This is a genomic window from Paludibacter jiangxiensis (genome assembly GCF_001618385.1).
Classification (GTDB): Bacteria; Bacteroidota; Bacteroidia; order Bacteroidales; family Paludibacteraceae; genus Microbacter; species Microbacter jiangxiensis.
The window spans coordinates 48382-65199 of the sequence record NZ_BDCR01000001.1 but is presented as its reverse complement, the minus strand read 5'-3'; the positions used below and the strand labels follow the sequence as shown (position 1 = coordinate 65199).

At 43.3% G+C, this 16818-nt stretch carries 11 protein-coding genes; 2 read left to right on the top strand and 9 right to left on the bottom strand.

The window, feature by feature from the left end; translation table 11 throughout:
• Window positions 1–14: 14 nt before the first annotated feature.
• Entirely contained in the window at window positions 15–800 is a 786-nt protein-coding gene (gene folP / locus PJIAN_RS00200; protein WP_439951386.1) for a dihydropteroate synthase, read from the bottom strand.
• Window positions 801–1107: 307 nt separating this feature from the next.
• Between folP and PJIAN_RS00195 the strand changes: the two genes are divergently transcribed.
• Together PJIAN_RS00195 and asnS are read left to right on the top strand one after the other, a co-directional pair.
• Window positions 1108–2646 carry an SUMF1/EgtB/PvdO family nonheme iron enzyme gene (locus tag PJIAN_RS00195; protein WP_084252188.1) on the top strand — a complete coding sequence of 513 codons (1539 nt, stop codon included), beginning with the start codon at window positions 1108–1110 and terminating at the stop codon, window positions 2644–2646.
• A 119-nt stretch (window positions 2647–2765) separates the two neighbouring features.
• Window positions 2766–4175 carry an asparagine--tRNA ligase gene (asnS, locus tag PJIAN_RS00190; RefSeq protein ID WP_068701021.1) on the top strand — a complete coding sequence of 470 codons (1410 nt, stop codon included), beginning with the start codon at window positions 2766–2768 and terminating at the stop codon, window positions 4173–4175.
• A 125-nt stretch (window positions 4176–4300) separates the two neighbouring features.
• Here the strand turns inward: asnS and PJIAN_RS00185 are convergent, their stop codons facing one another.
• From PJIAN_RS00185 to rpsO, 8 genes are all read right to left on the bottom strand, one after another.
• Window positions 4301–4693, bottom strand: coding sequence for a putative quinol monooxygenase (locus PJIAN_RS00185; RefSeq protein ID WP_068701020.1), 393 nt, complete (start codon window positions 4691–4693; stop codon window positions 4301–4303).
• Window positions 4694–5002: 309 nt separating this feature from the next.
• Window positions 5003–5770, bottom strand: a complete 768-nt coding sequence (locus PJIAN_RS00180) for an HNH endonuclease (protein ID WP_068701019.1) — start codon at window positions 5768–5770, stop codon at window positions 5003–5005.
• A gap of 183 nt (window positions 5771–5953) precedes the next feature.
• Window positions 5954–8518 carry an alpha-glucan family phosphorylase gene (glgP, locus tag PJIAN_RS00175; protein WP_068701018.1) on the bottom strand — a complete coding sequence of 855 codons (2565 nt, stop codon included), beginning with the start codon at window positions 8516–8518 and terminating at the stop codon, window positions 5954–5956.
• A gap of 287 nt (window positions 8519–8805) precedes the next feature.
• Window positions 8806–10437 carry a glycosyltransferase gene (locus PJIAN_RS00170; RefSeq protein WP_068701017.1) on the bottom strand — a complete coding sequence of 544 codons (1632 nt, stop codon included), beginning with the start codon at window positions 10435–10437 and terminating at the stop codon, window positions 8806–8808.
• A 145-nt stretch (window positions 10438–10582) separates the two neighbouring features.
• Complete coding sequence (locus PJIAN_RS00165) at window positions 10583–11299, bottom strand: tRNA1(Val) (adenine(37)-N6)-methyltransferase (protein ID WP_068701016.1); 717 nt, start codon at window positions 11297–11299, stop codon at window positions 10583–10585.
• A 282-nt stretch (window positions 11300–11581) separates the two neighbouring features.
• Complete coding sequence (locus PJIAN_RS00160) at window positions 11582–13279, bottom strand: TonB-dependent receptor (RefSeq protein WP_068701015.1); 1698 nt, start codon at window positions 13277–13279, stop codon at window positions 11582–11584.
• Between the two features lie 34 nt (window positions 13280–13313).
• The gene (locus PJIAN_RS00155) at window positions 13314–16328 is read right to left on the bottom strand and encodes a tetratricopeptide repeat protein (RefSeq protein ID WP_068701014.1); all 3015 of its coding nucleotides are present in this window, start codon (window positions 16326–16328) and stop codon (window positions 13314–13316) included.
• Between the two features lie 208 nt (window positions 16329–16536).
• Window positions 16537–16809, bottom strand: coding sequence for a 30S ribosomal protein S15 (gene rpsO / locus PJIAN_RS00150; RefSeq protein WP_068701013.1), 273 nt, complete (start codon window positions 16807–16809; stop codon window positions 16537–16539).
• Window positions 16810–16818 lie beyond the last annotated feature (9 nt).

Below are 16818 nucleotides of genomic sequence, written 5' to 3'. Positions count from 1 at the left end.
AATGAGTATTTTTGTTATTCTGTTCTCGGATAAGTATGCATGAAAATGTCGATTGTTTCCACGGCTTCCTTTACATCGTGAACTCTTAATATAGAAGCTCCGCCTGCAAGCGCCAACGTGTTTGCGGCAATAGTGGCCGTCAGCGAATGTTCAGCATCTGTATTCAGACTTTTATATAGCATCGATTTTCTGGATAGTCCAGCCAAAACCGGACGGTCGAAAATCCGGAAGTTCGACAAATCTCTGAGCAGTTCAAAATTTTGTTCTATTGTTTTGGCAAATCCAAAACCGGGGTCTAAAATAATATCGCTGACTCCCATTGCGGTAAGAGTACGGATTTTTTCAGCAAAAAAACGCATAATATCCTCCATGAAATTGTCGTATTCGGTTAACGACTGCATGGTTTGAGGAGTTCCGCGCATGTGCATCAGGATGTAAGGGACATTGTATTTTGCAATGACATTAAACATATTGGCATCCAGTGTGCCCCCTGATACGTCGTTGATGATGTCGACCCCGAAATCTTTAATAACAGCCTCGGCAATCGCAGCTCTGAAGGTGTCGACCGACAGAATTGCCTCCGGAAACTGTTTTTTGATGATTTCAAGCGCCCAAAACAGACGTTCCTGCTCTTCGCTTTCGCTTACTGCGACGGCGGTAGGCCGCGTCGAATAACCTCCAAGGTCAATTATTGCGCCGCCTTCCGACAGTATGGCTTCGCATCTGGCCAGAATTTCTTCTTCCGACTGAATCCTGCTCTTGCTGTAAAACGAATCGGGAGTTACATTTAGTATTCCCATTACTACAGGATTTGAGAGTGGATATAATTGATTTTTTAGTCGGATCGAGATACTATTTTGAACCATGATTACGTTATACTGTTTGTTAGTACAAAAATAGGAAAATATATTTGTAGTTCTAATTTTTGGCGGTTGAGAAAAAATTAAATAAAATGAATCATAGCTTGGATAAAAAAAGCTATATTTGCACCCTGAAAACGTGAAATTTTGCAATTTTAACCGTTTCTAGAGATGTCAGGCTGTCAGAATGATAGCATACTTATTTCGTCTGATTTCAAAATAATAATATAACTCAAACTTCTTTCGCATGAACATTCGTAGCATGTCAACTATCGGAATCATAATGGCTTCAGTGGCTGTTCTGGTATCGTGTGGCGGTGGTAGTAGTAATAAAATTTCGACTGCTTTTTCTAACACAACAGGCTGGGCCTTAAATGGTAAGAAAGGTGGGCTGAAGATAAATAACAGATATCACGAACGTATTCCGCCGAATATGGTGTTGATTGAAGGTGGAACCTTTACAATGGGTAGAAATGCAGAACAGGGTGCTCAGACCGCTAACAGCTTCCAACGCCGCGTTACTGTCAATTCATTCTTCATGGACCAGTATGAAATCACAAATGAAAACTGGCGTGAATACCTCGAATGGACCAAACAGGTGCTGCATAACTCTCCGGCAATCATTGAAAAAGCGAAACCCAATGTGGCTGTTTGGCGCGAAAAACTGGCTTACAACGAGCCTTACGTGGAAAATTACTTTGAACACGTTGCTTATCGTCATTATCCTGTGGTAGGTGTTACCTGGGAACAGGCAATGGATTATTGCGAATGGCGTACCGACCGTGTCAATGAAAAGATTTTGATGGATAACAGAAAAATTCAGGCTCCTGATTTGGCTGCTATTAAGAAATCGACCGACCCGACTGAAGTTGCTGCGAAATATGTGTTTAGCACAAAGAAATACTACTACACCGGTTACAATAACCGTAATCCGAAAATGAAGGATACGACGAAAGTAGAGATGGCTGATGGTATTTTGTTCCCGTATTTCCGTCTCCCGACCGAAGCTGAGTGGGAATATGCAGCTTATGGCGTAATTGCCGATCAGAAATTCGGTGAAGCTGAAAACGGACACATGTATCCTTGGGAATCTACCCAGATGCGTAGCAGTTCCAAAAAGCATCAGGGTGCTATGATGGCCAACTTCGCCCGTGGTCGTGGTGACCTGATGGGTGTAAGAGGTAACTCAGACAAGAACATTATTCCTGGTCCGGTTAATTCGTTTTATCCGAATGATTATGGCTTGTACAACATGGCCGGAAACGTCAACGAATGGGTGCTTGATGTTTATCGTCCGTTGAACGACCTGGATGTGGAAGAATACAACCCGTTCCGTGGAAATGCTTATGAGCCGATTCATTTCTATCGCCAAACAGAAGACGCTCCTGATAAAACAGTAGTACAATACCGTGTCGACAGTCTTGGCCGCTTGCGTCATAAAATTGTTCGCGAAGGAAAAGATATTGAAAACTACGTGAATGATGTGAAGAACTTTAAGGATGGTTCGTTGCAGGCTTCCAATAATCCTGATCTCTGGAAAGATTCTACAGCTGCAAAACGGAACATGTCCACCAAGCAAATGTATAATCCCGAAAGCGATCAGCTGGATATTCTGGCATCAAAAGTTTCGGATTACTCAAGAGTTTACAAAGGCGGATCATGGAAAGACCGACCTTACTGGCTGAATCCTTCCACACGCCGTTACCTCGATCAGGGCAAATCGGCCAACGACATCGGTTTCCGTTGTGCAATGACACGTTTGGGAACACCTCTTAAAGGAAGATAAATGGATTGCAGGGTGAAAGTCATGAGAAGATCATTGGAATTACTTTCACGCAAAGAAATAATTTTATAAATAAGAAAAGCACTTACACGAGATAAGTGCTTTTTTATTAAGAATATAACATGGCAAAGTTACAAAGAATCAAAGTAGTGGATGTTATGGCAACACCGTCTCTGGTGTCGCAGGAGATTAACGTAAAAGGCTGGGTAAGAAGCCGCAGAGGTAATAAAAATGTTAGCTTTATAGCATTAAATGACGGTTCGACTATTAATAACCTGCAAATCGTGGTTGATTTGTCTGTTTTCTCAGAAGAGACTCTGAAACCGGTAACTACCGGCGCCTGCATCAGCGTGATCGGTCAGTTGGTGGAATCGCAGGGAAAAGGTCAGACGGTTGAACTGATTGCCAAAGAAGTGGAAGTGTACGGCACTGCCGATCCGGATGTATATCCTCTTCAAAAGAAAGGTCACTCGCTGGAGTATTTGCGCGAGATTGCTCACCTGCGTCCCCGTACCAATACGTTTGGCGCTGTATTCCGTATTCGTCACAACATGGCGATCGCTATTCACCAGTTCTTCCACGAACGTGGCTTCTTCTATTTCCATACGCCGATTGTTACCGCTTCTGACTGCGAAGGTGCAGGACAGATGTTTCAGGTGACTACCATGAACCTTTACGACCTGAAAAAGGACGAAAGCGGTTCTATCGACTATTCTAACGACTTTTTCGGCAAACAGGCAAGCCTGACCGTTTCCGGTCAGTTGGAAGGCGAATTGGCTGCTATGGCATTGGGTTCTATTTATACTTTCGGTCCTACTTTCAGAGCAGAAAACTCAAATACACCGCGTCACCTGGCCGAATTCTGGATGATTGAGCCGGAAGTTGCCTTCAACGAAATTGAAGAGAACATGCAACTTGCCGAAGACTTTATCAAATACTGTATTCAGTGGGCGCTTGACAATTGCCAGGACGATTTGAACTTCCTCGCTTCCATGTACGACAAGGAGCTGTTGGAACGCCTGAACTTTGTGATAGGTAATGAATTTGTGCGTCTGCCTTATACTCAGGGTATCGAAATCCTTGAAGCGGCAGTAGCCAAGGGTCGTAAATTCGAATTCCCGATCTTCTGGGGTGCCGACCTTGCTTCCGAACACGAACGTTACCTGGTGGAAGAACACTTCAAAAAACCGGTAATTCTGACCGACTATCCGAAAGAGATCAAATCGTTCTACATGAAACAGAACGATGACGGCAAAACAGTGCGCGCTATGGACGTTCTTTTTCCGAAAATCGGAGAGATTATCGGTGGATCGCAGCGAGAAGAGTCGTACGAAAAACTTACGCGCAGAGCGCAGGAAATGGGCGTTCCCGAAAAAGATATCTGGTGGTACCTCGATACCCGCCGTTTCGGTACAGCACCGCACTCCGGCTTCGGTCTGGGCTTTGAGCGCTTGTTGCTCTTCGTTACCGGCATGACCAATATCCGCGACGTGATTCCTTTCCCGCGTACTCCTAAAAACGCAGAGTTCTAATCCGAAAGCGATAGATAATAAAAACGAGGCTGATTCAATAGTAAAATTGAGTCAGCCTCGTTTGTTGTTGAAGAATGTGATAACCTCTGCACTGAACGATTTTAGGTTCGCGCGGCAGCGGAGTTTTATTGGTGTAACTTTCGAAATATTTCATTCATGGTTTCTGGATCAATACTTTTCATGTCAATGAGTTTTAATGATTTCACCATGTTGCTTGTTTCGGTCTTGTATTTTAGAAACTGGGGAGATTTAATATGATTTTCATACGCCTCTTTATTCGCGTATATTTCTAATATGCGAATCTGATTAGGATTTTCTTGTTGATACATTGGAAAAATGGCAATAACTCCGGGCTCTTTGCTTACTGATGCTCTCGATTCAATTTGTAGAATATGCTTATATTCTTGAAGATAACCTGATTCAATTTCAATTTCCGCGATGCGGATCATCATTTTGTTTGTCTGTGCTGACATAGTGATCGATGTTAGAAATAATAAAGCACAAAGAATATTTTTCATACGATTGTTCTGTTTCAGGATTAAGCATTATTGGTCTCTTATAAGGCCAAAAGTTTTTCCGCCGCTGGCATTGATTGTAAATACGCGCTTCTGCTTAGGGAAATCCGTCTATCAGTGCAGATTGTTGGGCGTAGTCTGCGACTACGTCCTGTTTAGAAAAAAGGCTCCTGCTTTTGAAGCTGCAAGGCTGGAGCCTTGCTTTTTATCCGACGTAGGTCGGAGCCATACGCCGAACGCCAATCTGCTTTATACGCTATGATGAACGGGGGAAACGACAATTGGCAATAGTTTTTGTTCTCTGTAGCCATTTCATATTGTCGGTGTAAAGTTTTGTGGTAATTGTATCATTAGTTTTCCATTTTGAATCGACTTCGGATTTGAATTCACCTCGAAAGCAATAATCATTGCTATTTTATATTCAGATTTTGGAATATTTAGAATAGAATACTCGCGAACGATACTCTTTCCGAAAAATCTAATCCCTTTATTATTGAGTTGTTTTATAGTACTTAAATAGTCAATTAAGCATCTAGTTCTTGACGAAATTTCTATGTCAGAATAAATATCTCCATAATCTCTTAAGTTATCAAATAGTTCACTTACCTCAATTGATACATCATCATCAGAAATTGATGTTAAGTCGTAGAAATAAAAATGAGAACCTTGTACAACATTATCAATATTGCTTGTGATTTTTATTTCATCAAGAAGTTCAATATTATTCGTTGTTTTGAGATATTCTTCTAAGTCTTTTTCAATTGCGGTTTCAATCCAATTTTCATGATTTGATTTAAGGTTTTCAACAATTTCAACAGTAAATGTTTCTGGAAACTCATCAATAAGTTTATGGTCATTCGCACATAAAAGAACAAGATTATCATAAGTGTCATAATCGCTTAATAATTTATATTTCCCTCGTGGTCCATCTGATTTAGACGAAATAATATGACATTCTTCTCCAATAATAAAATTACTTTTTAGATTAGTTAATCTTTGAACTAATTGTCTTTTACAGATCGCACATCTATTCCCTGATTTAGACCATAATATTTTTCTCGTCTTTACTTTTATCGCCATTGTGTCTATCGTCTTTTATGTTACAGCTAACGTATAATTCTCCTCGTAAATTTACAACATTTATAAATATGAAAATTAAAACGAGAATAAATTATTTTTCAAATGGATAAACTTCCTGGCAAAACCAAAAAAGGCTGATTCAACGCAGGGTCGAATCAGCCTTTTTGCTTTTACGTCAGAGGTTTACAGCCACTTCACGAAGTTGAGATCCTGACGGTGTGGCAGTTCTTCGTTTTTGGGGAAGAGACGGAATCCGATTTTGAAGGTTCCCGCTTTGGTTAAGCGGTAGTTCAATACGAATGTCAGTCGGGTATCTTCTGTTTTTACCAGATTGAATTCCTCGGTATCCAGAATGTGTTCCGTGTTTTTGGCGTCTCTGTAAGTCATCACCAGTTCCAGACCGATGTTTTTGCAGTCGGGTGTCTTTACATCCACTACGGCTTTCAGGTCGTATTCGGAGTTGACGGTTGGCGACATACGGAGTTGCTCCGGTACCGAAAGCTCTATCAGTTCGATGCGATCCCATCCGGCAGCCATCTTTTCTTTCCAGGCCACAATGCTCTTCGCTTTTTCGAAATGGTTGGCAATCAGCTTTTCGTGGCGAGCGCTCAGTTTGTTGTAGAAGCGTTCGATATAGTCGTCCAACATGCGCTTGGTGGTGAATCGCGGTGCAATTTTCGCAATCGAGTTTTTGATGTATTGAATCCACTCGGGAGAGTAACCCTTGCTGTTTTTTGCAAAATACAACGGGATAATCTCGTTTTCGAGTATGGTGTAGATCGTTGCGGCATCCAGCTGATTTTGGTAATCCTGGTTTTCGTAAGTGCGTTTTTCGGTCAGCGCCCAACCGGCACCTTTCACGTAACCTTCGAGCCACCATCCGTCGAGAACCGAGAAGTTCAGAACCCCGTTCATTTCGGCTTTCTGTCCCGAAGTACCGGAAGCTTCCAGCGGGCGGGTAGGGGTGTTCAACCAGATATCCACACCTGCAATCAGGCGTTTGGCAAGGCGCATGTCATAATTTTCGAGGAAGATAATCTTACCCTGAAATTCGGGCATACGTGAAATTTCAACGATACGCTTGATCAATCCCTGGCCTGCTCCGTCGGCAGGGTGAGCCTTACCGGTGTAAAGGAACTGTACGGGATAGTGCGGGTTGTTTACGATCTTGGCCAGACGGTCGAGGTCGGTAAACAGTAGCTGCGCACGTTTGTATGTCGCGAAACGACGTCCGAAACCGATGATGAGCGCGTTCGGATTGATTTTTTCCAGAATAGAAACAATCAAAGAGGGATCGCCCTGGTTTTTTAGCCATGTTTCGGTAAACTGTCCTTTGATATAATTGATAAGCTTGTTTTTAAGCGCGGTACGGGTTTTCCAGATCTCTTCGTCGCTGACGGTGTGAATCTTATCCCATATTTGCAGGTTCGACTCGTCCTCGCGGAACTCAGGGCCGAATGTCTTGTCGTAAAGGCGTTGCCATTCGGAAGCTGTCCATGTCTCAAAATGGACTCCGTTAGTGACATAACTTACATGGAGTTCTTCCGGCAGGTAGCCTTTCCAGATGTTCTGGAACATATCCTGCGAAACTTTTCCGTGTAGCCAGCTTACACCGTTAACTTCCTGACAGGTGTTGCAGGCAAAAGTACTCATGCTGAACTTTTCGTTCCTGTCGCCGGGGTTTTCACGGCCGAGGTCGATAAATTCATCCCAGCTGATGCCTAAGCGTCCGGGGAATTCGCCCATGTATTTGCCGAACAGTCCTTCGTCGAAGCTGTCGTGGCCGGCCGGCACAGGTGTGTGTACCGTGTATAGAGAAGAAGATCTTACAACTTCCATGGCCTGGTTGAATGATAAACCGCTACCCTGGATGAGATCTACCAAACGTTGTGCATTGATAAGGGCGGCATGTCCTTCGTTGCAGTGGTATACCTGTTTTTGGATGCCCAGTTTGTTCAGGGTAAGAATACCTCCGATGCCGAGCAGGTATTCCTGTTTCAGGCGGTTTTCCCAGTCGCCGCCATAAAGCTGGTGGGTGATGGGACGGTCATATTCGCTGTTGCGGTCGTTGTCGGTGTCGAGCAGGTAGAGAGCAATGCGGCCCACCATTACTTTCCAGAGATTTGCATAGATAATGCGGCCCGGATAAGGAACTTCAATCTGTATCTGGTTGCCGTGCTCGTCTTTTACCGGTTCAATTGGCAGCAAACCGAAGTTTTGCGGTTCGTACATGGCCAATTGCTGTCCGTCCATCGACAGGCTTTGCGTAAAGTATCCGTAGCGATAGAGGAAGCCGATGGCTGTCATATCTACCCGGCAGTCGCTGGCTTCTTTCAGGTAGTCGCCGGCCAGAATTCCCAACCCGCCTGAATAAATCTTCAGGATATTGGTAAGGCCGTACTCCATGCTGAAATAAGCTATGGATGGCTTTTTTGTATCGAAAGGAGTATTTATGTATTCCTGAAATGAAGCATAAACAGATTCCAGACGCTGCATAAACGCCTGATCATTTTCCAGCTCTTCCAACTTTTCGTAATTCAATCTTTCCAACATTACGATAGGGTTTCCTTCGCTTTCGTTCCAAAGCTTGGAGTCGATGCTTGAAAACATTTCTGTCGCCTCAAAGTTCCACACCCACCATATGTTACGGGAAATCTCGAGTAGCTTTTGTAATTTTTCCGGAACGTGAGAGGTAACGGTAATTTCGTTCCAGTTGGGGTTGTTCACTTTTGATGTTTGTAGTTTCATACGTGAATAATTTGATTTGTAAATGCCCAATGTAATTCGTTCCGTTTGGTCGGAAGTCGTTACATATAAGTTTGTTAAATGTTGCCTTTTTGCCTATTAGCATCTTGTAGACAGATGCGATGATTATTGTTTCTTTAATTTTGCAAGCATTGCCATCTGCTTGAGTCAAGTGATAAAATATTTTTATCGTTTTAATTTACTCTTTGCCTGCGGCAGGCCTTACTTTTTGTGTCAAGACAAAAAGTAAAAGAGCACATGAAGCTTAGCCCCTAAAAACAGTAATTACATTATCTCTTTTTGCTTAACGCAATTGTATATGCTTTGTCGTAATATTCTATAAAGTGTTCCCAAAGTGCTTTTTCTGCAATTGTGGCCGCTTTCTTTCGTGCCGATTGAACCTGTACCGGCGTCAGTGCTGCAAAGTGCTCGATTTGCTGTACAAGCTCACTCACAACTTCATTGTAGTTGGAGTCGTTGCGGGGAATTACGGCCACTCCCTGATCGATGTCCTGCTGATGGTAGTTGACCCATTGGCCGAACCCTGATAAGCTGGTGGTGATGGTAGGCACCGAAAATGCCGCACTTTCCAGCGGTGTATATCCCCACGGCTCGTAGTACGAAGGGAATACGGTCAGGTCTGTTCCTATCAGCAAGTCGTAATAGCTTTTATTGAAAATGCCGTCATCGCCGGTAAGATATGACGGTACAAATATAATCTTAACTTTAGTTTCTTGTGCATTCGTCAGGTGCGACCAGCTGATCGATGATAAAATCGGATCGTGCCACGGTTCTACCAACTGATGGGTGACAAACGGATTTCCATGCGGAATGTTGTCGTTCCCGCTCAGATGACTTTGCAGGTCTTTCCGTGGTCCTGAAATATAGGCCGGAACCATTAAAAATGCCACAATTGTGCGCGATAACGATTCTGAGGATTCAAGACGTTTCAGCGATTCGATAAAAACGTCAAGGCCTTTGTTCAAAAATTCATAGCGCCCGCCTGTTGCAACGAACAGCGTGTCTTCCGGCAACTGATACGTGAGAAGGCATTCGGCTACTTTTTTCAAAGCGCTGCGAGCTTCCTCTTTTTTTATGTTGAACTGCTTTCCTGTCGGTACAAAATCATCTTCAAAACCATTCGGAGTGACCACGTCCGGAGCTTTGCCCAACAATTGGGTACATTCACGGGCCGTAATGTCACTTACGGTAGTGAAGCAATCGGCATAATGTGCCGCTTGTTTTTCAACGGAATGTTTTGCCTGCATGTTTAGCTCACCCGCCATCTGATCTCCGTCATAATGAGTCAGATAGTCATACAGTGGTTTGTGATTCCCGGCAATTGACCTCCCGATAGAAGTGGCATGAGTTGTAAAAATAGTAGCTACCTCAGGAGTATATCGTTTTAGAAAGAATAATCCGAAAGTTGTCATCCACTCGTTGAAGTGGGCGATGATTTTCTTGCCTTTCAGCTTGTAATAGCGGAAATAACTGTCAATCACAATTCCCACAGCATAGCCGAACATGGCAGAGTCGTGATAATCGCCATAAGCATTCAAAGAGTCTACGCCATACCATTCCCACACCTGACGGTAAAGATTGTTGCGTTGCAGGTGCAGCGTTGAAAAATCGACCAGCAAAGCAATCGGGCTGCCCGGAATATTCCATCTACCAGCGCGAACCTTTATGCCATTGTATTTTGCAAGCTCTTCTTTCCAGTCGGCAAACAATGCAATGTCTTCAGTGAAATCAGGATGAGCAGCTGCACCTAAATCGGGTCCGAGAAATATTAGATTATCTTTCAGCCGTTGTTGTAAAACAGATGCCCGCGTCGATAAAACGGTATATATTCCACCTACTTTATTGCATACTTCCCAACTCGTTTCAAAAACGTAGTCGGGTGTTATGTAATTGTTATTCATCAAATTATACGTTATTGCGTTACAAAGATAGTTTTTTTTTTTAATCCGACAAGTTGAATCGAAGCAGGTTAACGTTCTATACCCCGCAAACGATTGTATTTGTAAAGCTATTGAACGTTATTTAGGCTATCTTAGGGAATGTATTTTATAATTTAAGATAAAACGCCTGTAACATACTGGCGAAATCTTCGGAGTAGTGATGTCGTATGCCGGATTCGATAGTGATAGTGTCTTCCAAAAGCGGTTGCTGTGTTTTGGTTAAGGCAATTAAAAGCCGTTTCGGATTGGATGACGTGGTTGGAAACACCAGCGTTTTCTGGGTGCAGAATAGTTGATAATCAATTGCTTTAGTCAGGAGAATTTCTCCTTCGGTAACCGGCAAAATCAGAAATATAGAGCCATTGGCAGAAAGAAGTTCGCAACAGTTAGCGAGCAGCGTGTCTTGTGTGAAATGAGCCGTGTGCCGTGCGAGGGTGCGTTTTTTGTCAGGGGAGTGTAATGACTGATGGAAGTAGGGTGGATTGGAAATAATAGCATCAAAGGTCGTGTTAGCAGTTAGTGCATACTGTTCGAGTGACGCATGATGTACCGTAAGTCGTTCCTGCCAGGGTGACCGATTGAAATTTTCTTCGGCCTGTATTGTTGATGTTTCCTCAATGTCGATTGCCGTGATGTGTGCAGCAGAATTTCGTTGAGCCGCCATCAGTGCAATCAGTCCGCTTCCGGTTCCCACATCGAGAATCGTTTTTGCCTCTTCAACAGCAGCCCATGCTCCCAGCAAAACACCGTCAGTTCCTACCTTCATGGCGCATTTGTCGTGCCAAACGGTAAATTGTTTGAATTGGAAATAAGGATTCGGCATATGTGTCAGAAGGTGAGAAGGTGAGAGGGCGCGAAGAGAACGAGTTAATGGAAATGACGAAGATTTCTCAAAAGGAATATTGATTGTATAATAACTTACGAATTGAAAATAGATATTTGTTCTTATACCCCAAACCCCTGAAGGGGCTATAAATCTGCTATTTTGATTGGCGCAAAAGTCCCCTTAAGGGGTTTTAGGGGTAAAAAAATGAAACAGCTTTTCAGTTTACAAGTTTGTCAATATCAACATTGTCTTTTGAGACATCCTTATGGTGAATTCGTATCAGAACGAAACGGCTGCTCCGATTTGCCAGTTCAGACCAAGAGAATCATACCCGTAGTATGTTTGGTATTTGGCTCCCATTACGTTGTTCAGGCGAATGAAAGCGGTCAGCCAGTCGCTGTATGAATAAGAAGCACCGAGGCTAAGATCATTTACATTTTTCATTTTTACCGATTCTGTGCCATACAAAAATGCATATCTGCCCCCGGCAAAATAGTAGTTGGCATTCACGAAAATATTGCGGGTTATTTTGGCTTCGCCTCCAATTTCTATTTCTGTGGAGGGTTTCATCCACGCTTTTGCGAGTGTTTTTGTGTCCCAGTTGTTGTATGTGGCATTGATATGTGCCAAAAATCTATCTTTCCAGTTGTATGCAACATTCAGTTTGGCAGCTACCACACTGGCTTTGTCATATAGAACGTTGAAGGTTGGTCTCAATATTGTTGCATAGTTGTATAGATAGTTGGTATTTGCTAATATCAGGTCAAAAACGGGTATTGGTTCGTACTGGTTTGCGTAAAAGTATTGTTTGTTGTACGATTTGTAATCAACCGAACCGTTGATTAAAAGACCTGCTAAAGGTGAGAATTTGATGCCGCCGAATACATCTATCGGAGCATATGAGTCATCAACCCGTAACGTCGGAGCAATGTAGTAGTTCTCGTCAGTAATCTTCTGCATCGAATTGACGGAGTATTCACCAGTAATACCGGCATAAAGTGTCACGGTTTTGATCAGGTTGACTTGTGCTGAAACATCAGGCATCAGACTGAACGCTTTTCCTTTGCCGTTGATTGAAAAATAATCTTTCAGTCCTAAGCGAACGCTCCAGTCGTCTCCTTTCAGATTAAAATAAGGGTTTACGCCAATAATCGAATGGCTCGGATAGAGTTGTTGTCCCTGGTATTTGGCATAAAACATGTTGTAATCGTCAATTGCCAAACCGATGCGATGTTCTCCGATCGGTAAATCGATGTTGCCGGTGATATGAACCAGTTGTTCGCCCAAACCGGTGCCGGGAGTCAGGTTGTTGTACTGAACATCGGCTTTGTATGCAATGGCGTCAGCATCACCCTTCGATTTGATACCTGCTTTCAGCCCAAAATTGATAAAACTGTTGGTGGAGTCTTTGTAGTTCGCGGTGTATCTGTTGAAGTACTGGCCGTTGGTTCCGTAGTAGTTAAATCCGTTGCGCTTGAAATAGGCACCCATATTTAGGTCGAAATTTTCAAGGCGGGTGACATAATTCAGTCCGAAGTTAGTGATCCACTGACGTTGAGTGTTGCCGAAAAGTCCGTGAATATGAGTGTCGAAAGTGAGCGATTGAGTGCCGTCATCCACAATGGGGTAGAATACGTCTCCCAAAACCGTCCCGTACATTCCAAAACCTAACAGGGCATAGCCTTTTTTATAGGTGTTCTGATCCAGATGAATTGCTGCTGCCGGCCATTTGTTGACTTCGTATTCCGGTTTTAGTAAATTCATTTTTTCAGAATAAACGGCTTCGGTCTTTTTAATTTCCGGTTCTGTGATTATGGGGGTAATATCCAGCTTGTCGGTATTTTTGATAGTTGGTACGTAATCACGCTCAATAACGACATTGCGTCTTGCTATCGTGTCGTTTTTACCGCTCTGTGCGGCAATAATCTGGCATCCGGCCACGAAGGCAGTGAGGATAAAACAGGTTGTTTTCTTCATTGTTTCGGAGTTTTTTATAATTCGTGAACGGTTTTTATTTTGGAGTTACAGACTTTTCAATATCCTGCAATTTCTGTTTTACAATCGATAAAATATCGTCCTGTTGGTGATAGTTGTCCTGAAGTGTCAGCAGATACTGTTTGGCCTGGAAGTTGTCTCCCCGTTTGACATAGATATCCGATAAAAGGATAAAGCTTTTGGCCAGCCAATACTGGTGCGGCGTGTTCAGGTTGATAAAGCTCATCACTTCGGCTTCCGATTTTTTCAGGTCTTGTTTCTGGAAGTAATAGTTGGCCAGTTCGTATTTGGCTTCGGCTCCAAAAACAGTGCGCACATTTTTCGAAAGCACCGTCAAATCGTTGAAAGCACTGTCGGATTTGTTGATTGCAAGATAAGCTTTTGCTCTGTAGAAGCGTGCTTCGGTCGACATGTCAGAAGATGCCAGGTTATTGTTGAGTATCCGGTTCGCACTCTTGATGGTGCTTCCATAATCGTTTGTGAGATGGCTGCATCTGAGCACTCCGAGACTGGCTGCCTCCTGATATTCTTTGTTGGACGTTGTTGCTTCCAGCGTTTTGAAATAATTGAGAGATGCGGCGTAATCTTTTTTGTCGTAGGTGATGGATGCACATTGAGCCAACGCTTGTTCCATATATGGATTACCCTGAATCTCTGTCAGTTTTTTATAGTTGGACAAAGCCTCATCTGTTTTCTGTTGTTGCATGTAACTGTCGGCCAGATAATAGGTGGCTTTGATGCAATAGTTGCCCTGAGGACAATATTTGGACAGATAATTGGAAAACAGAGTAGCTGCTTCGGGAAGTTTGCCGTTCAGGTACACTTTTTCTGCTGTGGTGTATACCAGCGAATCTTCCATCACTGAAGTAATGTCGGTGCTTTTGCCCAATGACCGCCGATAGCTTACGTAGCCTTCAGCATCCGACTGGTCTACATAGAGATTTTCTATGTTCTCCATGGCCACTTTGGCTTCTGAGCTGCCGGGGTAGCTGTTTACCACCTGTTTGTAGGCTGTTAAAGCTTCTTTCTTGTTGCTGGTATTGGAATATGCCAACCCGATTTCCAGTGCTGCTTTGCGGGTGAACTCACTATTCGGATATTTCTTAATCAGCGCATTGTAAGTTTCTATCGCTTTGTCGTATTGTTCGATGATGATATATGACCGTCCAATTTCATAGTAGGCATTGGCGGCGTAGTTCGAAGTCGGGAAATTTTCAATCAGTTTGTTCAACTCGGTGATTTTTCCGCGATAATTTTTCTGAAGGCCGTAGATAAATGCAATCTGGTATTCTGCATAATCGCTGCCGGCTTTTCCTTTGGCAACCACCTGCGCATAATATTTATGAGCGTTGATGAAGTCGCGGGTCATGTAATAGCAATCGCCGATACGGATGAGTGCATCGATGTATGTCGGCGACATTGCTTCGTGTTCTCCTCCGGCAAAACGCATGAATGCAAGCAAACTCTGCTTGTAGTCGCGGGAAATGAATTTGCAATAGGCCAAATCATAGTATGATAAATGGAAATTGGCATCCCGGCTGCTTCTCGGGTCGTCCTGATAGGTGTTGAAATCGCTTTCTGCCTTGGCATATTCTCCGGCACGGTAATAGCTTTCTCCTCTCCAGAAATAAATCTGCACTAATGAAGGGCGGCGTGATGTAACTGCCAAAGCTTCTGTCAGGTTGGCAATGGCTCCCGGGTAATTTTTTTTGTCAAATTGTTGGACACCCAAATGGAAAAGGATGTTTTCTTTCGCAGCAATAACCTGAGCGTTGCTGGTTTTGAGTTTGTTGATGGCGTTTAAGGCTGCAGTATAATCTTTTGATTGAATCAATGCTGTTGCAAGACGGCTATTGACTTCGTCAGCATACTTTGAATTCGGGAAAATGCTGAGGAAATTGTCGAAGGCTTTTACGGTTTCTCCGAACTGAGCGTTTGATTCATAGGTGGAAAGCGCATAATTGTATAACGCTTCTTCCTGAGCTCCCTTGTCAAAAGTCAGTTTGCCGGCATTGGCATAAGCCATTTGAGCTTTCAGGCGGTCGTTTGTCTTGGTATAGGCATTTCCGAGAGCCAGATAAGCGTTCTGTCCGAGTGCATCGGTTTCGCCGGCTACCTTTGTTAATGGCATTACCGCCTGATCGTAGGCTCCGGATTGCATGCACGACATTCCCCACATGTAGAACGAAGCGCGCGAAAGTTGTTTGTCTGTTGTGAATGCTTTTGCGAAATCGGCAGCCGCCAGTTTGTAATCCTGATCGCGGTAGGCGCATTCACCCATGATGCGGTGCACTTCTCCGTTTTTCGGGTTGTTGGAATTGATTTCCAGAATTGTTTTACCATACGATTTTACCTTGTCGTACTCTTTCTGTTTGGCATAAATCTGGATGATATAGTAAGGTGCCAGCGGTGAAAATTCCGGTTGATTCTGGATGGTTTCGAAATAAGGCAGGGCAGTGTCGTAGTTGCCCAACGCATATTCGCTGTATCCGTAATAGTAGTTGGCTGTCTTGTCATATTTTTCAACGCCGATCAATGGTTTGAACTGATCTCGCGCCTTGGTAAATTCATTGACGGCGGTGTAGCAGTATCCCAGTGCAAAATGATACAGGTTCTCGTCAGAAGTGTTCAGCTTTTTAATATTGACTTTGTCCAGTTCCTTGATGGCTGCCGTATATTGCTTTTGTTCGAATAGTAAGATTCCTAAGCGAAATTTTACATTGTCGAGCATGGATGTGCCCTGATATTTTTCAACATAAGCCTTCAGAAGATCTGTGGCATCGGATTGTCTCAGTTCGTATGCGTTGGCGGCAATAAAGTATTCTGCTTCCTGAATTTTACTCTTTTCAGAAGGGTCTGCTGTTTGCAGATATGTTTGCAGACTATGCTCAGAGGCAGAGAACTGTTGTTGCAGATATTGCTCTTTGCCCTCCTGGAAGGCGCGTGCAGGGTTACTGTACGTGTATGTCTGTTGAGCTTGCAGGCTCAGTAGGGATGTAAACCCTACACATAGCAAGGTGATTTTCTTCATGGGGAATATTTATTTACAAGCAAAAATAGGCATTTTTGATGGTTCGATCCCTGCTGGTAGTATTAAAAAGTGTCAAGTTTGGCAGGCTGGCACAACGAACCGTTGACAGTTGGTTAACGCACAAGGCGTAGATATATTGTCATTCCGGTTCTTTAAAAAGAAAAAAGCTATCTGCGAGAGATAGCTTTTTAAGTCGTTCAGGTAGCACTTATTTTCTGATACCCAATTCTTTGATGATGCTACGGTAACGTTCGATATCTTTGCTCTTCAAGTAGTCGAGCAAACGACGACGTTTTCCTACCAACATAACCAAAGCTCTTTCAGTGCTATAATCTTTTGCGTTGATCTTCAAGTGTTCGGTCAACGAGCTGATACGGTATGAAAATAATGCTATCTGAGCTTCAGGAGACCCAGTGTCAGTATTCGACTTTCCGTACTTGCCAAAGATTTCTTGTTTTTTTTCTGCTGTTAAATAAGACATGAATGTATA